The 23,063-nt window shown below is 38.5% G+C and carries 19 protein-coding genes and 1 pseudogene; 8 read left to right on the top strand and 12 right to left on the bottom strand.

Annotated elements, in window-relative coordinates:
* Positions 1-288: 288 nt before the first annotated feature.
* Positions 289-585, top strand: a pseudogene (locus ACSZOX_RS13845) (TonB-dependent receptor); the annotation flags it as partial.
* A gap of 530 nt (positions 586-1,115) precedes the next feature.
* On the opposite strand, the gene ACSZOX_RS13840 reads toward ACSZOX_RS13845, so the two are convergent.
* Positions 1,116-2,531: a RagB/SusD family nutrient uptake outer membrane protein gene (locus ACSZOX_RS13840; protein WP_437920631.1), complete on the bottom strand. Its 1,416-nt coding sequence runs from the start codon at positions 2,529-2,531 to the stop codon at positions 1,116-1,118.
* A gap of 11 nt (positions 2,532-2,542) precedes the next feature.
* Positions 2,543-5,635: a SusC/RagA family TonB-linked outer membrane protein gene (locus ACSZOX_RS13835; RefSeq protein WP_437920630.1), complete on the bottom strand. Its 3,093-nt coding sequence runs from the start codon at positions 5,633-5,635 to the stop codon at positions 2,543-2,545.
* 701 nt (positions 5,636-6,336) lie between these two features.
* On the opposite strand from ACSZOX_RS13835, the gene trmD reads away from it, so the two are divergent.
* From trmD to trpC, 5 genes are all read left to right on the top strand, one after another.
* A complete protein-coding gene (gene trmD, locus ACSZOX_RS13830) occupies positions 6,337-7,014 on the top strand; it encodes a tRNA (guanosine(37)-N1)-methyltransferase TrmD (protein ID WP_437920629.1) in 678 nt (225 codons plus the stop codon).
* A gap of 444 nt (positions 7,015-7,458) precedes the next feature.
* A complete protein-coding gene (locus ACSZOX_RS13825) occupies positions 7,459-8,862 on the top strand; it encodes an anthranilate synthase component I family protein (protein WP_437920628.1) in 1,404 nt (467 codons plus the stop codon).
* Positions 8,859-9,044 carry a hypothetical protein gene (locus ACSZOX_RS13820; protein WP_437920627.1) on the top strand — a complete coding sequence of 62 codons (186 nt, stop codon included), beginning with the start codon at positions 8,859-8,861 and terminating at the stop codon, positions 9,042-9,044. Before ACSZOX_RS13825 ends, ACSZOX_RS13820 begins: the two co-directional genes overlap by 4 nt.
* Positions 9,045-9,084: 40 nt before the next feature.
* Positions 9,085-9,660 (top strand): anthranilate synthase component II, encoded by a 576-nt coding sequence (locus tag ACSZOX_RS13815; RefSeq protein ID WP_437920625.1) that lies wholly within the window; start codon positions 9,085-9,087, stop codon positions 9,658-9,660.
* Between the two features lie 19 nt (positions 9,661-9,679).
* Entirely contained in the window at positions 9,680-10,465 is a 786-nt protein-coding gene (trpC, locus tag ACSZOX_RS13810; protein ID WP_437920624.1) for an indole-3-glycerol phosphate synthase TrpC, read from the top strand.
* Between the two features lie 105 nt (positions 10,466-10,570).
* On the opposite strand, the gene ACSZOX_RS13805 is transcribed toward trpC, so the two are convergent.
* The 7 genes from ACSZOX_RS13805 to ACSZOX_RS13775 form a co-directional block, all read right to left on the bottom strand.
* Positions 10,571-11,443, bottom strand: a complete 873-nt coding sequence (locus ACSZOX_RS13805) for a cupin-like domain-containing protein (RefSeq protein WP_437920622.1) — start codon at positions 11,441-11,443, stop codon at positions 10,571-10,573.
* Between the two features lie 146 nt (positions 11,444-11,589).
* Positions 11,590-12,624: a gliding motility protein GldN gene (gldN, locus tag ACSZOX_RS13800; RefSeq protein ID WP_437920620.1), complete on the bottom strand. Its 1,035-nt coding sequence runs from the start codon at positions 12,622-12,624 to the stop codon at positions 11,590-11,592.
* Between the two features lie 18 nt (positions 12,625-12,642).
* Positions 12,643-14,166 carry a gliding motility protein GldM gene (gene gldM, locus ACSZOX_RS13795; RefSeq protein ID WP_437920619.1) on the bottom strand — a complete coding sequence of 508 codons (1,524 nt, stop codon included), beginning with the start codon at positions 14,164-14,166 and terminating at the stop codon, positions 12,643-12,645.
* 35 nt (positions 14,167-14,201) lie between these two features.
* The gene (gldL, locus tag ACSZOX_RS13790) at positions 14,202-14,846 is read right to left on the bottom strand and encodes a gliding motility protein GldL (protein WP_437920618.1); all 645 of its coding nucleotides are present in this window, start codon (positions 14,844-14,846) and stop codon (positions 14,202-14,204) included.
* A gap of 33 nt (positions 14,847-14,879) precedes the next feature.
* Entirely contained in the window at positions 14,880-16,163 is a 1,284-nt protein-coding gene (locus ACSZOX_RS13785; RefSeq protein ID WP_437920617.1) for an SUMF1/EgtB/PvdO family nonheme iron enzyme, read from the bottom strand.
* 315 nt (positions 16,164-16,478) lie between these two features.
* A complete protein-coding gene (locus ACSZOX_RS13780) occupies positions 16,479-17,246 on the bottom strand; it encodes a uroporphyrinogen-III synthase (RefSeq protein ID WP_437920616.1) in 768 nt (255 codons plus the stop codon).
* Positions 17,247-17,257: 11 nt separating this feature from the next.
* Positions 17,258-18,178, bottom strand: a complete 921-nt coding sequence (locus ACSZOX_RS13775) for a DUF4271 domain-containing protein (RefSeq protein ID WP_437920615.1) — start codon at positions 18,176-18,178, stop codon at positions 17,258-17,260.
* A 61-nt stretch (positions 18,179-18,239) separates the two neighbouring features.
* On the opposite strand from ACSZOX_RS13775, the gene ACSZOX_RS13770 reads away from it, so the two are divergent.
* Together ACSZOX_RS13770 and dusB are read left to right on the top strand one after the other, a co-directional pair.
* On the top strand, positions 18,240-18,809 hold the full coding sequence (locus ACSZOX_RS13770; protein WP_437920614.1) for a DNA-3-methyladenine glycosylase I: 570 nt from the start codon (positions 18,240-18,242) through the stop codon (positions 18,807-18,809).
* A gap of 118 nt (positions 18,810-18,927) precedes the next feature.
* Positions 18,928-19,923: a tRNA dihydrouridine synthase DusB gene (dusB, locus tag ACSZOX_RS13765; RefSeq protein ID WP_437920612.1), complete on the top strand. Its 996-nt coding sequence runs from the start codon at positions 18,928-18,930 to the stop codon at positions 19,921-19,923.
* A gap of 13 nt (positions 19,924-19,936) precedes the next feature.
* Here dusB and ACSZOX_RS13760 read toward each other — a convergent pair whose 3' ends face one another.
* Genes ACSZOX_RS13760 through ACSZOX_RS13750 form a run of 3 tightly spaced genes read right to left on the bottom strand, consistent with a single transcriptional unit; the run spans position 19,937 to position 22,928 of the window.
* Entirely contained in the window at positions 19,937-21,439 is a 1,503-nt protein-coding gene (locus ACSZOX_RS13760) for an MATE family efflux transporter (RefSeq protein ID WP_437920611.1), read from the bottom strand.
* Positions 21,440-21,445: 6 nt separating this feature from the next.
* Complete coding sequence (locus tag ACSZOX_RS13755; RefSeq protein WP_437920610.1) at positions 21,446-21,724, bottom strand: acylphosphatase; 279 nt, start codon at positions 21,722-21,724, stop codon at positions 21,446-21,448.
* Positions 21,725-21,758: 34 nt separating this feature from the next.
* Entirely contained in the window at positions 21,759-22,928 is a 1,170-nt protein-coding gene (locus ACSZOX_RS13750) for an amidohydrolase family protein (protein WP_437920609.1), read from the bottom strand.
* Positions 22,929-23,063: the final 135 nt, after the last annotated feature.

Raw genomic sequence — 23,063 nt, 5'->3', positions numbered from 1 at the left:
TTTCGAAAAAAAGATAGACAGGCAGTAATCCGAATTAAATTCAAAACTTTTACGACAAGGTATAAGGTATAATCTATTGAGAATTATACGAATCATTTAAACAACAAACATCCCAACCTGAAATGTGGTAAATGCTTAACAGCTCTTAAGAAAGATTAGAAAAAGAAAATAGGAATTCCCGAAAAGGATTTTCTGTTATGGCTGGATTAAGTTATAACGATTCAAAATATACAAAAACGACAGACAATACTGTCTTAAAATAGAAGGCCAAATACGGCTTCATCCCCTTGGTTAGCTAATTTCTATGCAAACTATCAATTCGTTGACGGTCCAATTAAGGGACTAGGTTTTGGCGTTGGCGGAAACTACGCGAACGCTAATCGCATTTTTAACACCACATCTGCTGTTTTCGAACTTCCATCATATTTCATGATGAATGCCAATGCCTTTTATGATTTTAACAAATTTAGAATTGCACTAAAAGGAGATAATTTAACCAACAAACATTACTGGATTGGATACACTACAGCCAATCGACAAAAACTTCTTAATATTGTAGCAAATTTCTCTTACAATTTTAACTGAAGCTATAAAGAACTATTGAAAGCTGTTTTAAAGGATTACGGAGAGATCTTTTAAAACAGCTTTTTTATACCAAAAGAACTGACAGAACGGTCAACATACTCAGGTAAACAACTCCCTATCAATACACATTTCCTTCAATTTTATCATTTTAAAATACACGATCAATAAATAGAAAGCTCACAATCGATTTTTTAAATACCGAATCTATCACTATTCCGTTTTCTTCTCTCTAGTATAGACAAAACATTTATAAAAAATTGAAGCCGATTATTTAATCATCTACTGGAAAGGCCCAAAGTCTTATAATATTCCTATATCGAATGACCACTTAACTCGTCAACAGGGGACTAACCTAAAATTGATGGAGTATAATGGCAAGGAAATCGGCAAATACAGAAAAATTAAAAAGGAGAGCGAAATAATAATTTGCTCCCCTTTCGTCATTTATGATAATTAAATGTCGCATTGGATAAATTCCAAAAAAAACCACCTTATAAATTATAAGGTGGTCTCTCAAGAAAATGAGTTTATTAATATCCAGTATTCTGAACAATATTCGGATTTGCATCCGTTTCAGCTACGGGAATAGAGAAAGCCACCCTAAAATTATCTGGTGCGATCGGTGAACTAGAAAGAGCATCTTCATCAACAATAGTCCTTGTATCATTCTTTCTAAAGATGTCAGTCCCCCTAAATCCTTCACCAATAAATTCCAACTTCCTTTGTAACTTAATCTCTTCTTTCAAAGCCGCTAAACTAATTGTTAAAAGTGAAGACAAGCCTCTATTGGTACGGAGTTCATTGACATCAGAAAGTGAAGAGGCTATATTTGGAGAAGTTAGCTCAGAATATGCTTCCGCACGATTAAGATAAACTTCCGCAATACGTAGTATCTTTATATCTACAAGTCCATTTCCACCTTCTACAGTATTACCTGCGAACTTAGTTAGAAAATAAGCTCCGTCTCTACTTTCAATAAAAGTATTTCTAGTATCATTTTCCGATAACAGTGCTAAAAATGCATCTGTTGGCCGTATATCTCCATATCCAACTCCTGGACGATTATACATTTGTCCAAAGTTATCCGCACCACGATTTTCAGTAGATTTGAATTTTAGGGAAAAAATCTCTTCCGAAGTGTTATTGCCACTATATGCGGTTGCAATATTTGCAGCAGTCCATAAAGGATATTTTGCAATTATTTTATTAGATTCAGTAATACATTCATCATATTTTCCCATATAAAGATATACACGACTAAGAAGTGCTGTCGCTGCATCTTTAGAACCTCTGTAAACCTCTGTACTACCGTTTTCCATATCAGGGGCTAATTCTTGAGCTTTTTTAAGATCACTAATTATAGCTTCATAAGTTTCAGCTAAAGTATTTCTCGTAGGCTTAAAATTAGCAGGGTCTTTAACCGTCTCCTGAACGACAGGAATACCAGTATTTGCACCCGTCGGATTTGCATTGACATTTGTATATGGTCGAGCAAATATTCTAGCGCCATCTAAATGAGCGAGGGCTCTCAAGAAATATGCTTCACCTTTATATGGAGTTGTTTCTTCAGTATCAGGAAGTTCATTTATAACTACGTTTGCAGCATAAATAGTTTTATATATAGCCGTCCATGTTGCACCTTGGCTAGACAACGTCGGGTTCCACAAGAAACGGAATTCATTTAAGTATCTATTCGAATTCGCAGATGTAATTTTAACATTATCTCCAATAACTTCAGAAACAACTTGAAAATCCTTCCCATAATAACCGACAACCTGCATTTGTTCGTATACACCGTTTATTAATTGACGAGCGTATTTTTCGTTTACGACAGATTCTTCTGGCAAAGAGTTTTGCGGTTTCAAATCCAAAGCACTATTACAACTGTTCAAAAGTAGAACTGAAGCAAGCATCGATGGAACAATATATTTATTAAATTTTTTCATAAATCAATAGTCTAAAATGAAGCGGTTACACCAAAAGTTACAATTCTTGCAGTCGGATACCGAAAAAAATCAACACCTGAATTAGATGTCGCTACACTAGATGTACTTGTTGGCGCTAATGGCGCTGTATTAACATCTGGGTCAAAACCTTTATAACCTGTCAAAGTAATAAGGTTTTCTGCTTGCGCATAAAGCTTGATTTGATTAGCACCGATTCTACCTATCAAGGATGAAGGCAAGCTATAACCAAATCTCACGTTTCTTAATCTAACATAACTTAAATCTTCTAAATATCTTGTAGAAATTGAATTGGAAAGACTATTATTTCCCCAAACAGCTTTTGGCTTGTCAGAAATATCACCAGGCTTCTGCCATCTATCAGCAGCATCTACACCAAAGTTATAATTTGAAGAGTTACCATCATTTTCCCAGTATTGTCTAGTTCTATTTAGCGCCTTATTTCCAGCACTAAAAGAGATCAAAAATGACAAATCAAAATCCTTATACTGGAATCTATTTGTCAAACCACCAGTTATCTTTGGCAAAGCTGTTCCAACATATCTTCTAGTTGCATTAGCATACGTACTTGTTACGTTTCCATCCGCATCATACCACTGTGGAGCACCTGTTTCTGAATCTACACCAGCCCATTCCTGTAAATACCAACTTGCGATCGAGTGTCCAACTTCTATTCTTTGATTAGAATTCGATGTTGGAGTAATTGGCGAATCATTAACAAGTGATAACACTCGATTCTTCAACGTTGCAAAGTTGCCATCAACTGACCAACTAAAATTAGTTGTTTTAACAGGTGTTGAACTTAAAGTTACCTCCCAACCTTGATTCAAAATAGATCCGATATTGGAATTAATTGTCGAAAAACCTGTGGTACCTGATAAAGGAGCCTGTAATATCAATGCTTCTGATCTCTTATCATAAAATTCCACAGATCCACTTAAATATTGTCCGAACAATCCAAAATCCACCCCAATATCAAACATTTTTGTTTTTTCCCAAGTAAAATTAGGATTTGCAACTTGGCTCGCAACAACAGCACTCTCGTCGTTGTAAACTGCATTAAAGCCATAAAGAGCACTGAAAGGGTAATTCCGATTTGTAAATAAGAAATCCGCATTCCCCATGCGACCATAACTTGTTCTCAATTTCAAATTGTTAATCCAAGTAACATTTTTCAGGAATTGCTCTTCACTAACACGCCAAGCAAGACTACCAGAATAGAAGGTTCCATAACGACTATCTGAAGGAAAACGTGATGAACCGTCTCTACGTAAACTCGCTCCAACAAAATATTTGGCATTATAATCATAATTCGCGTTCACAAACACACTATGGAAAGCAAATTGTTCCCGATTACCATCTTTATCTAATGGCTTTGCACCAACACCTGGTTGCTGAAGTTCACTAGTTGCAAACCCCTCTGTTGCAAAATAGGTCCAGGTATAATCATTTTTCTGGAACTCATTACCTAACAAGACATTTATACTATGTCCGCCGCCAAATGTCTTATCATAGGTTAATAGTTGATTAGTCAAAAGGTTAATATTTTTAATATTGCTATTTTGTAATAACCCTTCGTAATCACTTCCGTTATAACTTATAGGATCCCACCAAACCTTCTCTTCAATATTGATAATTTCAGCGTTTCCTCTTACTACAAATCTTAAACCGTCGATGATATTCCATCCCATCGCTCCATTGAAGGAATTATAAAGATTATTGTTACGGTTATAGTCATTCTCTACCGTATGCAGAAAATTTCCTCCAATAAGTGTAGGTCTGTACGTAGATGGAATAGATGAAAACGGCTCATATCCTGAAGTACCAGCCTGTCCATCACTAAAACCGTCTGATAAAGAACCATCTAAATTGTAAGCAGGTATGTACGGAGTGTTAAAAAACATCTGTAGGAGAGGTGATGCATATCCATTTCCAGCGTTTGCACTTCTTTGGTCAGTATAAGACCCATTGATCTTGAAACTTAAGTCAAATTTATCAGACAACTTATGATCTACGTTTAAGCGAGCTCCATATCTCTTAAAGTGACTACCAATTAACCCGCCTTGTTGATCAAAATATTCTCCTGAACCAAAATACTTTGTTTTATCATTTCCTCCAGAAGCAGACAAATTATACGTTTGGTTCTTAGTAGACTGGAATGCTAAATCATACCAATCAGTACTTGTATTCTGCAAAAAATCTGGTCTTCTTAAAGAAATTTGCTCGTCAGTCATTCCTGCTGCCTGCATTAATTCTCTTTGATAACTAAGTAACTGAGAAGAATTCATTAAATCTATTTTACCAGCAACATCTCCACCACCAAATTTGGCATTTAGAGTAAGATTACTCTGACCTGATTTACCTGACTTAGTAGTGATAACGATAACCCCGTTGGCACCCCTAGCTCCATATATTGCGGTAGCTGCAGCATCTTTTAAGACAGTTATATTCTCGATATCAGCAGGATTTAGGCTGGAAATAACGTCTTGCGTTGGGGTATTTTGGGTCAAATCCCCAGTTGTCATAATAACTCCATCTAAAACATATAGTGGGCTTGAAGATGCAGAAATTGAGCCAATACCACGAACCCTAACCTCAGTACGCGACCCAGGCTGTCCAGAGTTTGCTGAAGCAGTAACACCTGAAGCATTACCTTGTAACATCTGATTTACATCAGGAAGTGTAACATTGTTTAACGCTTGTGAATTTACAACAGAAGAGGATGATGTGGACTTTAACTTAGAAACTGTTGAATAACCTGTCACAACCACCTCCTCTAATGTTTCCTCATCTCCAATAAGTTGAACATTTACAAAAGACTGGTTCCCTACAGAAACCCTTTGATTGGCATATCCCACATAAGTAAAAGACAATACCGCATCTGCACCCGATACTTGAATGGAGTAACTCCCCGAAGCATCAGTTTGTGATGCACTAGAAGTTCCAACAACAGCCACAGATACGCCTCCTAATGGCGAACCATCCGCAGCAGAAGTAACTTTACCACTCACCTGACGATTTTGCGCAAACGACAGCCCTATTAGGCTCGTCCACACAAAAATTAAACTGAGTAATTTTTGTTTCATAGAAATTGTTTTGTTTAGTTATTATTAATTATCAATAAATTCTCGGTTATTAGTCTCAATAATAGGAAAAAATATTGACTGTTAAAAATCGTTAAAACATTTTGTTAATTTTTGTTAAAACGGAGAGCAAATATAGACGCATAAAGTTGTTATTGCAAGTTTTGAAATAAAAAACCGTATAAAAAGTTAAAAAATCAAATTTGAAACATATTTTCTACCAAAATAGCAAAACCAAAAATTTAGCAATTAGATCACACATAAGTAACAACTCGAAATATTATTCTAAAAACAATATAAAAAACAGAATATAAAAACTTGTTTTTACATATTCTAAATAATGATGTACATAAAAAATGTTACAATAATTCCGTAACAGAAAATTCTGTTACGGAATTATTTTTAAAATTTTATTCAATTAATTATTGGAAATTTAACAATAAACTAAAGATTGACACATCACATTCGTTAACATAATAATGACGCCATTTGTTACAAAAACCCTTTAATCAAAAATTCCAAAAATTGATAAAAAAATTTTATTCTGAATAAATGGAATGATTTGTAACAATATACTTATCTCACTATTTTTCTTACAAAAAAATGAATTAATAGTCCAACCGCAACAGATCCCTCGACGGAACAAACTAGTCCTTAGAAAGAATACTGCAAAATATCCAAAGAACTCTTCCTATCTTTGCATCATGCGTTTTGATATTATTACTGTTCTACCGGGCCTTTTAGAAAGTCCATTTGCACATTCCATATTGCAACGGGCACAAAAGAAAGACTTGGTCGATATACATGTTCACAATTTGCGGGACTATGCAAACAACAAACATAAATCCGTAGACGACTATCCTTACGGAGGTGGTTCGGGCATGGTGATGCAGATTGAACCTTTCGCTGCTTGCATCGAAAAACTTCAAAGTGAACGTTCCTACGACGAAGTAATCTATATGACGCCTGATGGGGAAACACTAAACCAACAGATTGCCAACGAGCTTTCTTCTATCCAAAACATCATCATACTTTGCGGTCATTATAAAGGTATCGACCAAAGAATCAGAGATGCTTTTGTTACAAAAGAGATTTCCATTGGCGATTACGTACTATCAGGCGGCGAACTTCCTGCAGCAATCTTAGTAGACGCTATCGCCCGATTGATTCCTGGTGTATTATCGGATGAAACATCTGCTTTATCAGACTCTTTTCAAGATGGCTTGCTCGACGCCCCAATCTACACCAGGCCTGCCGAATGGCGGGGACACCGGGTTCCAGACGTCTTGCTCAGTGGACACGAAGCAAAGATAGCCTCTTGGCGAGACGAGCAGCAATTACAACGGACACGAGAACGGCGTCCCGATTTGCTGAATGATTAATAATTTACTGTATTTATTGTTTTTTTATCAAAAAAAATTTGACAAACAAAAAATAATTATAAATTTGCGGTGTACAAATGACAACAAGAAAATTACATACAAGTTGGTGGTGGCTCGAAGCAAATAGCGTCGGGAGCAAATTTGGTATGTTATACAATATTTCATAATCAACCAAAACCATTGTGAAAGCAAGCCCGACAATAATATGTCGGGCTTTTTTATTTGGTATAAAATAAAGTTTAAATAAATAGAAATGATTTTAAAAAACTTACCCATCGAAAACGAAAAATTGAAAACGATGAAACTTATCAAATCGGTTCTTGAACATACTGCAATCTGCACCAAAAGAAATAGTAGGCGCGACTAGGCTTTATTTTCGCATTCTTAACAATAACAACACTATACTTTACTACATTTGAATTCTAACATTTTATAGCACAGAAAATGTCTTATAAACTTCATACGAACTACAAAAAAATACTCGCCGACACGACGACACCTGTGAGTATATATCTGCGTTTACGCGATACTTTTCCAAACTCTTTACTACTAGAGAGTTCGGAATACCACAGCCGAGACAACAATATAAGCTACATTTGTTGCGATCCAATTGCGGGGATCACCTTAACAAACGACCAGCTTCGGATTGCCTATCCTGGACAAGAAGCTAACTACAAGAATGCTGATACGCTAAACCTTAGAGAAGAAGTATCCAATTTCCGTAGTCAGTTTTCCCAAACCATACTTCCAGAAGTCAATGTTATTTCTTCCGGATTATTTGGCTATTTTACATTCGACACCATCGAACACTTCGAAGATATCACCCTAACCCGAGAAGCGGATCCGGCACGCGATATCCCTCATCTTCAGTATCACGTATACCGTTATGTAATCGCTATAGATCATTTCAGAAATCAATTGTACATCTTTGAAAACCTACTCGAGGACGAGCCATCCGATCTCGATAGGCTGGAATATTTGATACAGAATAAGAACTTTCCCGAATACCAATTCTCTCGTCAAGGTGAAGAAACCTCTAACATGTCTGATCAGGCATTCAAAGAGCTTGTTGAGAAGATGAAAGTCCATATCAGACGCGGCGATGTTTTTCAAATAGTGCCTTCCCGCGCCTTTGCCACTCCTTTTGCAGGAGATGAATTTAACGTATATAGAGCCCTGCGCTCGGTCAACCCATCGCCTTACCTCTTCTACTTCGACTATGGCGACTTTAAGTTATTCGGTTCCTCACCAGAAGCACAGCTTACCATAAAAAAAGGAGAAGCGACCATCTACCCTATAGCAGGTACATTTAAACGTACAGGTGATATGGAACTCGATGAAAAAATCGCAGAGGAACTTAAAAACGATCCAAAAGAATCTGCGGAACATGTGATGCTGGTGGATCTGGCGCGAAACGATTTAAGTCGACACTGTACCCAAGTAGAAGTAAAATCTTACAAAGAGGCGCAATATTATTCACATATTATCCACTTGGTTTCCAAAGTATCTGGCCGTCTGTCCAAAGATGTCAATTCATTCGAAGTCGTGGGCGACACCTATCCTGCTGGTACACTCTCGGGTGCGCCTAAGCATATGGCACTAACATTAATCGATCGATACGAGGGATTACAGCGTTCATTCTATTCGGGAGCACTCGGTTATATGGGATTTAATGGTGATTTCAACCATGCTATTATGATACGCTCCTTTCTCAGTAAACGAAATGTGCTACACTACCAGGCTGGAGCGGGAATTGTCTTGGATTCTGATCCAGAAAAGGAACTGCAGGAAGTTAATAATAAAATCGCGGCATTAAGACGTGCGTTAGAAATTGCAGAAACATTATGATAAGACCGCTTGAATATTGCACGACGGCATCTCATTTACAAACGTCTATAGAGACCATTGAGATTCGGATACGCGAACTCCAGGAGTTACGGGAGCAATACTTGACGAAAGAACAACAGATATGCGGCGGAGCAATACAGGAGGCACACACTGGCGAGCTGAATAATTTCACACAAAAATAATCTACAACAATCAACAACTTTTGATACGAGCAGTAAGGCCATGAGTACAAAAAAAATATTGGTAATCGACAATTACGATTCCTTCACCTATAATCTCGTCCATCTATTACAAGAACTTGGAAGAGACTATCTCGTCGTACGGAACGACAAATTTGCACTGGAAGAAGTGGAAGCCTATGATAAAATCCTTCTTTCTCCAGGCCCGGGAATTCCTGAGGAAGCTGGATTATTAATGGATGTCATTCGGACATATGGCGCCAATAAAAGTATTTTGGGCATTTGCTTAGGACAGCAGGCTATAGCCGAGGTTTATGGAGGTACACTTTACAACATGCCCAAACCTCTACATGGTGTTTCAACGAATATTATCGTGACGGACAGTAACGAAAGATTATTCAATGACTTCCCTACAGACGCCAAAATTGGCCGTTATCATTCTTGGGCGGTTGATAGAGATACCTTACCTCCTTCCTTAAAAATAACAGCTGTGGACGGTGACGGTGTAATTATGGCGTTGAGTCATGTATCACACGATGTACGCGGCATGCAATTTCATCCGGAATCCGTTTTAACGACTAACGGAAAGTTATTGATTAAAAACTGGTTAGATTCCTAATTTTTTGACACATATTACAATGACCATACTTGATAAAATAGTCGACAGAAAAAGAGTTGAAGTCGCGGAAGCGAAATCCAAAGTATCTCTGGAGGAGCTTGAAGGCTACCCCCTATTCGCCCGAAACTGCTATTCGCTTAAAGCATCTTTCTTGGATCCACAACGTACTGGAATCATCGCAGAGTTTAAACGGGCCTCACCGTCAAAAGGTTTAATTAATGGACATTCTACAGTAGAAGATGTAGTCAAAGGTTACCAAGAAGCTGGAGCTTCCGCGGTATCGGTCTTGACGGACCCTGACTTCTTCCAAGGGTCTCTAGCGGACTTAACTCAGGCAAGAGCTGCTTTAACTATTCCTTTACTCCGTAAGGAATTTATCGTAGACAAATACCAGATCGCTGAAGCTAAAGCCTACGGTGCTGATATTATTTTATTGATTGCGGCATGTCTAAAGGAGAAGGAGGTTGAAGAGTTTGCAGACTACGCAAAGTCTCTTGGACTAAATGTACTCTTGGAAGTGCACAACGAAGAGGAATTAAAGCGGAGCCTTTTTGACAGTATTGATGCGATAGGCGTCAACAATAGAAACCTCAAAGATTTCATCGTAGATCTAGCGCATTCCTACGACCTTGTAACCAAGATTCCAGATAACTATATCAAGGTCTCAGAAAGTGGCATCTCGGATACAGATACCATTAAAAAACTTAAAATGGCAGGATTTCAGGGATTTCTTATTGGCGAAAATTTTATGAAAACAGAAGATCCATCCGCATCCATCAAAAAATTTGTGGAGAAGCTAAAATAACTTTCCGCAAATGCCTTCACAACTGATACCTATCAAAAAGCTCAGTTATAAGAAACTTCTATGAATATTCGCAAAGCGGATAAATTCATAGAAGTTTCTTTGTCTTTATTTTTTTGAGCGTTTGCGTAAAGCACGACTTGCGCGTCTCTTAGCTGTTTCTATTTTATAGTTGAACCATTTATCCTTAAAGATCTTCCGCATCGTATCGTCGAAATGCCTTGTGATAAATAAATTTCGGGCTCCTTTCAGTTTTTCACTTACCGAATTGGCCAGAGCACGGACAGAAATAGAATATCCCTCGGTTTCATATTGGATATAATGCCACCAACCGGCAGGCATATACAACGTATCCCCAGGATGGATAATTCCTTCATAGCCTTCTAATAACTTCAATGCAGGATATTCCTCCAAGCTACTCGTTTTCAGATTAGCGATACTATGAAAATTATATGGAAGCTTATACATCAGATCCGACTGGTTATTCGGAAAAAGCCAGATACGCTTTGAACCTTGAAATTGCGAGATAAAGACATGCGACATATCGATATCAAAGTGATTTCTCGTGGCCGAACCCTCACCTCCAAAAAACATGTAAGGCAACCACTGCAATACTTTTCCTCCAGTAACATCGTTATAAATCACATCCTTTTTCAATTCAGGACGCAATTTCATCAAATTGAAAAGGAACAGCCGTAATTCTGTAGGCTCATTACTAATTTTATCCAGGTACTCGCCAAAGCTCATTCGGCCAATTGGCGGACTCGCAGCATGATTTTGCGATTCTTCTTCACGACCATATATGTCTACTTGCTCACTACCAGCTATTTCCTTGAAATAGTCATAGCTCCATTTCATCCAACAAGGGCTATCTTTACTGATAAAATCCTTAATAAGTACAGGCTGTCCTCTGTTTAGATAATCCCGAACAAAATCCTGTGGAGCCACTCCTGATATACTATCTACCGGTTTTAGTTTCACTCGTGTTTATACTTAACAACTTCCTACAAACATAAAAAAAAATATTCCTATTAAATCGCTTTATTTAGCTTATTTTTATTCTTTCTAAATAAGCGCAATTTAAAAGAAATATCCCAAACGATATATGATATTGGTCACAATCAATTTTAATATGACCACAAGTCTTGCTCGTAATCCATCAAGGCTTTCTTGATGCGCTCAGACTCGTATAGTCGCTCTACTCCATCACTCAATAAATCTTTAATACGCAGATCTTCCGGATTCGACTCCTTGACGATATAACTTGCAAACATACGTTTTATAAAAACATCATCATAGCTTAAACCTGTTGCATCATTGTTCCGATTAACAACTTCCTTGTTGACTAGAATATGCCTTGCTTCTGGAAAATAAATCCAAAATGCAGGCGTAGGATCTACAGAAGGAACAAAACCAGTATCGAAAGTAGGCGTTGCCACAGGAACATCTTGCTGCGCCACTTCTTGGCTTCGTTGTTCAGGCTGAACAGCAAAGGGATCAAAAGGATCAAAATTTGCAGATTGTCCCTCCCCACTGGAAGCTGTAACAGAACTACCCATATCCGCTCCCGGGATTTGCGGAACGATTAATGGCGCTATACCTACGATTCTAGGCTCAAATATCGATCGCTGCTTATCAAATATCCAATCTTCTTTTATTCGAAACTTAATCACATTTTCACCACTAAAAGATCTGGATTCGTACCGTGAAGAAATGACCTCATTATTTTCATTAAACTCCTCGACCAATACGCTATCGCCTCCAAAACGAGCCATCACTTGATCTGCTGGCAGAATATTCTTGAAGCTATCACCGTTGGGATCATTTTCCGTAGGTGTAGGATCATAGGCTGTGAGCTCTCCATTCATGACAGCTGCAATAATAATATCTATCAATCGGGATTTTGGAGATGCGAAAGCCTTATTCATTTTCTCACGCAAATCAATCTCTCGCCAAACTCTTTTTGAATAAGCAATATCGGTCTGCCTTATGGCAGCATAAGGAATAACCTTTCTATTTTCTATATCTGATTTTGCTACATAACCATCCACGGGAGGTTCCTCCGCATGGATAGGCTTGGTGCTATTGGAAAGATTCTCCTGCTGAGCAAAACTTGCAAGAGAACAGGACACCGCCACTAAGGAAAATATAATCTTCTTCATATCTCCAGTTTTTTAAGACTAATTCGTTACTTGGAATGTTATCGGATCCAAGTTCTGTGCAACACCATCGGGCCCAACACCCACAATGTCATAGATCATGACTACCGATCCAGCAGTAACCGCGCCCAGGCCAGTCTTCATCTGTCCAGAAAAAGATGCACCAGAAGCCTGATAAGGACCAATAGGATCAACTCTTGGTTTTGCTATGTACATATTGAAACGCGAAATTTGAAATTTCGCATCAAACTCAAAATTTTCTAAAGACGCAGACAGCACATTTTGTCCACGCAATTGTGCTGCTGATATACGGCCTCCTGTTTTTCCAGCGACCCGGGCTGTTGGCTTTGGAATCCTTTTTACCCGAAACTTTGAACTTCCTATATTTTGTGTCTTGCCATCAATTTTAGCGGACACGTTGATGGTTGCTTCCCCTGTACTACTGACACGAGCATTATAACGATTTCCCGCTTTATTAATCGACACACCTGTACCCGCTACAACTAAGTTTTCACTTGGAATACCGGGGGCCGATACCGAGATCGGATTATCTACTCCAATATACAATACATTCATCGCATCCGGTGACACGACAGCAGAAGGCTTAGCAACCTGATAAGTCATCGGCTCCGTTTGATACGTTTTTACCGTACCATCCGTTTGTTGCACACGAATGGTTCCTTGCCAAGTATACACTCCCGGTGATCCTGTATTTACCTGGTAAAGACCTTGCCCATCTGAAACGGTCAAATTGCTACCTCCAACTGAAATCTGTGGTGAAGCTTTTGAATCATAAGCAGTCAAAAACACTTTAGCAGTGTAAGGCTGACCTTGTATTAAATAAGATGTGGGCGCTACTGCTACTGCTGCAAATTTATCTAAGTTGACAACCGCCTGATCCATCTTTCCAAAGATATGTTTAACAACCGCCGATTCTGCATTTTTCGCATCAGCATTGATCTTCTCTAATGCCGTAATCGCTGCCGTCAAAGGAATACCATCACCAAAGCTTGCTTCTTCCCAAGATTTCTTAACCCCACCACGTGGAGCTGGGTCAGCAGCGTCCAATGATAGATCTATCTCATTATTCGTCAACTTCAACAAATTAGACTTGGTCGATACAATGAGATCCCGAAGTTGTTTCCCTCGACCTTCATTAATCATCAGCCGCGCAGAAATATCAGTAGAACTTCTATATTTTACGTCGCCCGTTTCCTCATCAAGACCTCCTCCTTCACTTGTCAAGAGGGTATTTAATTCTGTAACCTTACTCGTTAACTGCTGAACTAAAGACCGTGCTTGTTCCGCCTTGTTCAAGATAGGCTGTGCACGCTCCGGATTTTCTTTAAGTTTTGTCTCTCTAAAAGCGAGAAACATATTATCAATACCTGCTTGGGTATTCTGTGTAGATGTGTTCAAGCTATTTCCTAGGTTCTTAAACGCATCGAGAATGGAATCACTTACATTTAACGCCACCAAACCCAGCAACACTAAATATAAAATTCCGATCATCCGCTGCCTAGGCGTTTCTCTCTTACCTGCCATAATTTAATTTCTTCAGTAATAAAATTGATCGGACATTAAGCGCGGTTAGCGTTCATGGCAGACAACATGTTACCATAGATTGCATTAAGCGAGGACAAATTTTTATTGAAGGTACTCACTTGCTCTTTAAACTGCTGCATATCTGCAGACGATTCATTGAATGTCTGTAAATCAGCTGCCGCCCGCTCAAAAGCGTGGCTTAACTGAGCTGCTCCCGTAGAAGCAGCATTCAGCTTGTCTGCAAACTGATTCGTTGCAGTCGCTGTATCCGCTACTTTTGCAATAGAAGCAACTTTATCACTGAAGGTACGAAGACCATCCCCTAAATTGCCTATCAGGTTTTCGTCAATCTTCGCGTCCTGTAAAAGTTTATCTAATGCTGCTGTATTTCCCAAAGCTACTGGCTGAGCTAAGGCCACCGTGCGGTCGCCACGTACCGGAAGCTCTCCGTTAAAATCTTCTTGCAGTTCTGGATATACACGTGTCCAATCAGGCTCCGGCTCGGATTGCATAAATCCCATGATAAAGAAAAGTAACGCCTCAACTGCCAATCCGATTCCAATCATCCACTCCCCTCCTTTAAAATGAAGAATTTTAAACATCAAGCCGACAATCACGACCGACGCGCCCCAATTTATTAGTGTGTTTATGCCTAATTTAAATTTTCTTTTCTTTGCCATTGTTGAGATTGTTATAAAAGTTTAGAATTGTTGTTATCGATTTGAAACGCCCACATAGCGTGTCACGGAACGGAAACCGATATAGGATTTCGCTGTATCTTGATATTCATATTGACGGGATCCATTTTGAAGAAAGAAACCAACGTCTTTCCAGGAACCGCCACGGATTACTTTACGTTTTAATGCTTCATGATCTCCCGCTTTCGCATAATATGTATACGTTGGATTCATGTCATGTACAAAAGAGTTCGCAGATTCGTTGTAGCTAGATTGGGTCCACTCCGCAACATTTCCCGCCATATTGTACAAACCAAAATCATTAGGCCAATACGAATAAACCGGAGCAGTATAAGCCGCACCATCATCCATATAGTTACCCCTTCCGGGTTTAAAATTTGCCATTAAACAGCCTCTGGCATTGCGAGCGGTAGGGCCACCCCAGGGAAACTGTGTACCGACTTTTCCTCCTCGCGCAGCATATTCCCACTCTGCTTCCGATGGCAATTGGTAAGGGAGCCGCTCCACCTGTTTGTTACTTGCTGCTGCATTATTGAACAAACGGGTCCGCCAGTTGTTGAAAGCCTGCGCCTGTCGCCACGTAATCCCTACAACCGGATAGTCGTCATACGATGGGTGAGAGAAATACCCCTCCACCATTGGTTCATTTTGAGCATAACTGAAATCGTTCAGCCATACTGTTGTATCAGGGTAGATAAGCATAGTATCCCGAATGATAAAATCAGAACGAGATTTTGATCTATCATTTTTGGCAGCAGTAGCTGATCGCAAATCATACCACTCGTAATGGTACCTCAACAACCGAACATCTAACTCATTCTTACCAAAGATCCGATCTTCACCTTGATAAAACATACTGGCTAATCGTTCTTGCGAAGTCGTTTCTTTGGACTTCCAAGGTGAATTACTATTTACCTTCTTCCAATCAATATGGCGATCGCCATTCGCATTACTGACAAAATAGCTATCGTCTCCTAAAAAATTATAAATAAGAATAGAATCACGCACCCAGTTCACAAACTGACGATATTCGCTATTCGATATTTCCGTATCGTCCATATAGAAAGAGGCTATTGTCACCTGCCTATTCTGAGCTGTTTGTGCGAAAGTAATATCTTCATCCGATTGCCCCATAATAAAAGTACCTCCAGGAATTAACACCATACCATAGGGGACAGTATTCGTTTTGAGCTTATTAAGTCTAACGCCCACCAACTCTCCTGAATTCGTTGGACCTTTACAACCATAAATTGTTGTAAAAAGAAGGAATAACAAAAATAGGTATCGGTTAAATTTCATACGTACACGATATTTATCTCATTTTTTTTAAAACTCTTAAAGATATAAATAAAGAATCATTTTCTACAAGTCCTTTATTAAATTAAACAGGTTACTGACCAGTAAACAAAAATTTTGGAACAGAAAAACTCACAATACCGTTTCTTCTGATAATTTAAATCTTTTATAAATAGCACTCAAATACATGTGAATCGCCTCACAATTAAAACCTTTCATATTTAACTAAAAAAAAAGCGATTAGGCCAGATAGCCCTAATCGCTTCATAAACTTAAATGATATTTTTTACACAAACCTACCAATAAAAAGTACCTTTTTTATTTATTAACTACTTTAATATATTGTTCAACAGCCATAGTCATACTTGGTGCTTCAGGCGTTGGGGCAGGGATATCTAAAATCAAGTCGTGCTTTAAAAGCTCTTGCTGTGTAGTTGCTCCAAATGCTGCTATGCGTGTATTATTTTGCTTAAAATCAGGAAAATTCTCATACAAAGACTGTACACTGGAAGGGCTAAAAAACACAATGACATCGTAAAATACATCCTCCAAATCTTTGATATCACTGATTACGGTCTTAAAAAGAACAGCAGGTGTAAAATCGTAACCATTATCTTGCAGCCACTTTTGCGTTTCTTCGTTGGCAACATCAGAACATGGAACCAAAAACTTCTCTTTACTATGTTTCTTCAACACATCTTCCAGATCCTTGGCGGTTTGCTTCCCAAAGAAAATTTTTCGCTTGCGGTACTGAATATACTTCTGAAGGTATAATGCAATAGCCTCAGAGATACAAAAATATTTCAGCTCAGAGGATACTTCATAGCGCATTTCTTCACACACTCGAAAGAAATGATCTACAGCATTTTTACTTGTGAAAATAACCGCTGAGAAATCTGCAAAATTAATCTTCTCTTTGCGCACATCTTTTGCTGAAACGCCTTCGACGTGAATAAAACCTCTAAAATCAAGCCTTAGATTATATTTATCCGCCAATGTAAAATAAGGCGATTTATCATTCTCAGGTTTTGGCAAGGTAACTAAAATGCTTTTTACCTTCTTGGCTCTTGCTACATCTACTTGCATATTCAACTTTTTTAATTGCTCAGTGTTTTTACCAATATCAAAATCGGCGCGACTTCAAGTGCGCAAAGATACAGAATTAAATAAAAAACTGAAAACTTTAGATTTCCAAAAAGTCGAAACGCAGTACGTAAAAACCTATATATAAACAATATAGATACAACAACACTAAATAAAATTAACAAAAAATTAAAATACTTCGTAGGAACCAGTGTTACGCCTAGAAGAAAAGGCATGAGAAAAAGCATACTATTGAAATATACGAGATACAAAACCGTTACATATTCTCTTACCAAACGTCCAATTTCGAACACAAAGGATATAAAACGAATCAACAATATCTTGAGAATAAAAAGAAAAGAAACAAACAAGGTCGTTTGAAAATAATTCTTCCAGTTTAAAACATCGAACTGTACAAATGCAGACTGAGCCACTAGAATAAACAATCCTAATGCCAAACTAAATATTAAATACAAAAAAACGTATGGCCAAGAGGTTAGCATATTATCCTCTTTACTAACCTGTTGCAGTGTTCGCTCATTAAAATAGGCTTCGACAATCATCGCAAAATCTCCGGGAAAAGACAACCGAATCAAAGCTATCGCTAAAAAGAGTATAAAAACACACAATAATACCCACGATGGTCGCTCCACCTTGGCTTGCCCCATCCAGGTATCTTCCGAGGCAGCCTTTGCTTGCATCGATTCAAAAGCTTTCTGAAAGTTCGTACTCTGCTCCATCAATTCTAACATCAATTGGTCTAAAAGTTGATGAGGCCGCGCTGCGGAAGGAAAAACGTAATTAAAATCATCCCTTTCTGCTCGCTGCACACTATCGATTTCTAGCGCGCTCCTGCTTGTATCTACCTGTCCAAAACCTAGTAAACTACAATAACAGAACACACAAATTAACAGAATAGACTTTAATAGATACATTCAATTTTTTTCTTACTTTGCCGTAAAGTTAAAATATTATTAGCAGGTAAAAAACGAAAACATGAAGCATTCTGAAATTGTGAGATGTCCTTGGTGTGGAACAGATGAATTATATGTTAAGTACCATGACGAAGAATGGGGAAAGAAAGTCACCTCCGACGATATTCTTTTTGAATTTCTTATTCTTGAATCGGCTCAGGCAGGATTAAGCTGGATAACGATACTCAAACGCAGAGAAGGATACAGAAAGGCTTTCAGCAACTTCCAATACAAAAAAGTGGCACAATATTCCCAGAAAAAAATCGACGAATTGGTCAGCGATCCTTCTATCATCAGGCATCGAGGAAAAATTGAAGCAGCAGTGAAAAATGCACAGCTCTTTATAGATATACAACAAGAATTTGGTTCATTCTACAATTATCTCTATAGCTTTATGCCAAATCAACAGCCTATAGTAAATTCGTTGAACGAAATGAAATCAGCGCCTACTCACACAGCCGAATCCGACGCCATAGCTAAGGATCTAAAAAAACGGGGCATCAAGTTCTTCGGAACAACCATTTGCTACGCTTTCATGCAAGCTGTAGGCATGGTCAATGACCATCTCAATCATTGTACCTTCAAAAATTAAACTTTTTCTACACGACTACCACGCGCTCGAAAGTACCGATATCAGCGCCAATCATTATGACATGGGGTAGACGAATATAAAACTTCATTTTTTATTACCTTTGTAAAAAATTGGTAAGATGGCTGTTAAGATTGGTGAACATATTGATTTGGGCGAATTTCCGCTACTATTAGCTCCGATGGAAGATGTAAGTGATCCTCCCTTCCGTTATGTATGCAAACAGAACGGTGTAGATATGATGTATACTGAATTTATATCTTCTGAAGGACTGATCCGTGATGCAGCTAAATCTTTGCAAAAACTGGATATATTTGAATACGAGCGTCCTATAGGAATTCAGATTTTCGGTTCAGATATCGAACACATGCGCCAATCAGCGGAAATTTGTACAGCTGCAAAGCCAAACCTTATTGATATTAACTACGGCTGTCCTGTTAAAAATGTCGTCTGTAAAGGTGCTGGTTCTTCGTTGCTGCAAGACATCGATAAAATGGTTGCCATGACAAAGGCCGTCGTTGAAGCTACTCATCTCCCAGTTACCGTTAAAACAAGATTGGGATGGGACGATAACACGAAAAATGTCTATGAAGTCGCCGAACGGCTTCAAGATATAGGCATTAAAGCACTCGCTATACATGGAAGGACGAGATCTCAAATGTATAAAGGCCAGGCCGACTGGCGCATGATCCGCGACATAAAACGTAATCCAAGGATTAATATCCCTATTTTTGGCAATGGCGATGTAGACTCTGTAGAGAAAGCCGCGGCTTGGCGCCAAGAATTTGAAGTAGATGGTATTATGATCGGAAGAGCCTCTATAGGCTACCCATGGATATTCCGGGAAATTAAGCATTTTTTTGAAACAGGCGAGCGTCTTGAAGGCCCCACTATTGCTGAACGCGTTGAAGTATGTCGCACGCATCTCAACAAATCCATCGAATGGAAAGGTGATAAAACAGGTATATTCGAAATGCGCAGACATTACGCCAATTACTTTAAGGGAATACCTAATTTTAAAGAATACCGTATGCAGTTGGTGGGATTACAAAATCAACAGGATATTCTCGATGTACTGGAAGAAATAAAAGATAAATTTGCTGAGGAAGTTGCTTAATTCGAAGCAACTTCTATCTTCTTTTCAACAAAGTTTCTAGGTTTTTTCGCTCTACAAAGAGTGCACCCAGTACAACAATCAATAACATCACATTTCCTATCCAAGGATTGCTATCAAGAATAAAGAAACTGCTGAACGAAATCAACAATCCTACGGCAAGATAACCGAATATCTTCAAAAATGGATATGGAACCGGATAGTACTTCTGCCCCCAAAAAAGTGATAAACTAATCATGATAACGTATACCACCGTTGTCGAAAGTACTGCTCCAAGATAAGAATACGTCGGTATAAGCAGGATATTCAACAAAATGGTAACCGCTGCGCCTATTCCAGCTATGTAAAGCGCATACCGGGTATGATCGGTCAATTTATACCAAACAGAGAGGTTCATATAAATACCTAAAAGAACAAAATTGAACAATAAAATAGGAACAATATGCAAACCTGTCCAGTACTCCTCCGGTGCGAGTTCATTCCCCTTAATAAAGAATTTCAACCAACTTAAATTTACCGTCAACCCGATCATGACAAACACCATGAGCAAGACAAAGTACTGCATAATCTTCGCATAAGTTTTCGGCGCATTTTCATTCTTTGCATACGAGAAAAAGAAAGGTTCGGCACCAAGCCGAAAAGCTGTCACAAAAAGATTGAGAAAAATAGCAATCTTCGCCACAGCATTATAGATTCCCAGTTGAGTTAATCCCTCTTCTCCAGGCAACAGTTTAGGAAAGATCATTTTATCTAAATTCTCATTGATAATAAAAGATATATTAGCAACAAGAATTGGAAGACTATACCCTAACATACTTTTGAGCAACACGCGATCTACGCGTAAGTTCAATGTTAGTAATTCAGGCACAAGTAACAGAAGAGTAATGGCACTCGCCAACAAATTGGATATAAAAACGAAACCAATAAGTCCTTCCTGGTACCAATCTCCTGCAATATCAAACCAAAAAGAGGAAGTCTTTATCGACGATGGCAGATAGACAATAAAAAATAGAATAGATGCCAAGTTTACAAAAATATTGATAAACTTGAGGTAGCTATAACGAATAGGACGCCCTTGAGCTCTTAGCTTAGCGAAGGGAACTACCGCCAAGGCATCAGCCACCAAAATAAAGACAAAATATTTAATATACTTGGTATACGAAGCAATGTCTCCGCCATCGGCAAACCATCGTGCAATAGGATCAGTAAAGAGGTACACAGTCAACAACAAAAGAATTGACGTCGCGACAGTCACAAAAAAACTATTGTTAAAAACGCGGTCCTTATCTTTGCTATCCACCTTTTGAAGATACCTAAAATAGGTTGTTTCCATCCCAAATGCGAGAATGGCATTTAACATCGACACCCAAGCATAAAAATTGGAATATACACCATACTCAGCCGCATCTCTAAACCGCTGAAGATAAATAGGTGTCATTAAAAAACCAATCATACGCGATATGATGGTTGTCAAACCATATATCACGGTATCACTAACAAATTTCTTAATGGACGACACGAAAACTTATTTGATCTTTTTTACTACTTCGAAATTCTTAAAGTTTCTTAGCGGAGCTTCCTCTTTCGAAATGCTGGTCACATCAGCATCATCCGGACCTTCTGCACAAAATTCCAACAAAGAGGCTAATGCAAAAGCATCACCTTCTGCTTCCAAATAAACACTGCCGTCTGGACGATTCATCACAAAACCTTTTACGCCCAATTGATCTGCAACCGCTTTGCATGTCATGCGAAAATAGACGCCTTGTACTTTTCCGACCACCTGTATATTCAAATGCTTCATCAGTAACAAATGTACAGAAGAATTACCGAAGAAACTAGGCTATTCTTCGCAAGGTTACACGATCATTCAAACGCAGATTGTTCATCCCTTCCAGCAGCACAAGTCCTGGCCTTTTCCCTACTTCTATCGACCCCATAACATCAGATAGCCCTAAAGCTTTGGCACCATTCAATGTGGCCCACTGTAACAGTTGCGTAAAATCCAATTGTTGGAAGTTGGCTGAAAGAACCTTCATCTCTTCCAAAATATCTAATGTATCATTAGAAGCAAGACTATCCGTACCTATAACCATACGTTCAGAATCCGGAACAAAATTCAATATCTTCGGAAGTTTATCTTCAATGTATAGATTCGCTTTGGGGCAAACACAATAATACACATCACGGGTTTGGCGATTGATAAAGTCTATATCTTTCAATGAAGTGAAGGTATTATGCACTAAAATAATACGGTTGTTCTTCGGTAGATGGGGCAAATAGGATTGCACGGAATTTCGAGCTTGAGCCTTGAACGCCTCTGCATTTAATCCCATTTCTTCATAAAACGCCAGAAACTCCCCCTCTCTATAGCGAAACAGCTTATTTTCTTCCTCGCTCTCCTGATTATGAATACTTAAGATATTATCTTCGTGAACGGCTTTACGAAAAGCTTTAAATAATTCCTTAGAACAGGAATAAGGAGCGTGTGGCGTGATTGAAGTGTGATTTGCATCAAAATAGAACTCTACATCCCGAGCACGATCGATCCTCGGTTGGATATCCTCTTTCACCATAGCCATTACTTCCACAAAGGTATGGTAAACAATACGGCTACTAGCCTTTACCTCTGCAGATAGCTCCGTGTTCACATGATCTCCAACAGCCTGAATTCCCTGATCATACATCCGTTGATCGGCAGCCTTAATCTCTGCCAGAATCTGATTCTTATCCGAATTACGCATTTTCATAACTTCAGACAAGAACCGTGGTAATCCCATACCTTTCCGTGTTTTTCCCAGCATGTGGGACAGTTCAATATGGCAATGGGCATTTATTAATCCAGGTATAAGGACACCATCATAATACTCCTTCTGAACATCCCGGACTGTGATATCATCATCTTCATAGATTCCTGTAACAAGTCCCGACTCATCGATTGCTACGACGCCTTTTTTTATAAAGTTCCCAACGACAGGAACAACAATATTTGCTGAAATAAACCTCATCTCCCTACGTAAACTAATTTTGTGTCACTAGAACGAATCAAAAATGGAGCCATGATACCGTTCTGTTAAAGTATTTAGAGAAAATACATCTGCTAATTTATAATTTTCATCTAAACAACGGTAATTTTTAATAAT

It is taken from the genome of Sphingobacterium sp. LRF_L2, assembly GCF_965644235.1.
In the GTDB taxonomy this organism is placed as follows: Bacteria; Bacteroidota; Bacteroidia; order Sphingobacteriales; family Sphingobacteriaceae; genus Sphingobacterium.
Note: the sequence above shows the minus strand (reverse complement) of the source record. Positions and strands in the feature narration are given on the sequence as shown.

Excerpts from the sequence above, each read along its gene's own strand:
- ACSZOX_RS13840 (WP_437920631.1), bottom strand. The coding sequence starts at position 2,531 with ATGAAAAAATTTAATAAATATATTGTTCCATCGATGCTTGCTTCAGTT.
- ACSZOX_RS13835 (WP_437920630.1), bottom strand. The coding sequence starts at position 5,635 with ATGAAACAAAAATTACTCAGTTTAATTTTTGTGTGGACGAGCCTAATA.
- trmD (WP_437920629.1), top strand. The coding sequence starts at position 6,337 with ATGCGTTTTGATATTATTACTGTTCTACCGGGCCTTTTAGAAAGTCCA.
- ACSZOX_RS13825 (WP_437920628.1), top strand. The coding sequence starts at position 7,459 with ATGTCTTATAAACTTCATACGAACTACAAAAAAATACTCGCCGACACG.
- ACSZOX_RS13820 (WP_437920627.1), top strand. The coding sequence starts at position 8,859 with ATGATAAGACCGCTTGAATATTGCACGACGGCATCTCATTTACAAACG.
- ACSZOX_RS13815 (WP_437920625.1), top strand. The coding sequence starts at position 9,085 with ATGAGTACAAAAAAAATATTGGTAATCGACAATTACGATTCCTTCACC.
- trpC (WP_437920624.1), top strand. The coding sequence starts at position 9,680 with ATGACCATACTTGATAAAATAGTCGACAGAAAAAGAGTTGAAGTCGCG.
- gldN (WP_437920620.1), bottom strand. The coding sequence starts at position 12,624 with ATGAAGAAGATTATATTTTCCTTAGTGGCGGTGTCCTGTTCTCTTGCA.
- gldM (WP_437920619.1), bottom strand. The coding sequence starts at position 14,166 with ATGGCAGGTAAGAGAGAAACGCCTAGGCAGCGGATGATCGGAATTTTA.
- gldL (WP_437920618.1), bottom strand. The coding sequence starts at position 14,846 with ATGGCAAAGAAAAGAAAATTTAAATTAGGCATAAACACACTAATAAAT.
- ACSZOX_RS13785 (WP_437920617.1), bottom strand. The coding sequence starts at position 16,163 with ATGAAATTTAACCGATACCTATTTTTGTTATTCCTTCTTTTTACAACA.
- ACSZOX_RS13780 (WP_437920616.1), bottom strand. The coding sequence starts at position 17,246 with ATGCAAGTAGATGTAGCAAGAGCCAAGAAGGTAAAAAGCATTTTAGTT.
- ACSZOX_RS13775 (WP_437920615.1), bottom strand. The coding sequence starts at position 18,178 with ATGTATCTATTAAAGTCTATTCTGTTAATTTGTGTGTTCTGTTATTGT.
- ACSZOX_RS13770 (WP_437920614.1), top strand. The coding sequence starts at position 18,240 with ATGAAGCATTCTGAAATTGTGAGATGTCCTTGGTGTGGAACAGATGAA.
- dusB (WP_437920612.1), top strand. The coding sequence starts at position 18,928 with ATGGCTGTTAAGATTGGTGAACATATTGATTTGGGCGAATTTCCGCTA.
- ACSZOX_RS13755 (WP_437920610.1), bottom strand. The coding sequence starts at position 21,724 with ATGAAGCATTTGAATATACAGGTGGTCGGAAAAGTACAAGGCGTCTAT.
- ACSZOX_RS13750 (WP_437920609.1), bottom strand. The coding sequence starts at position 22,928 with ATGAGGTTTATTTCAGCAAATATTGTTGTTCCTGTCGTTGGGAACTTT.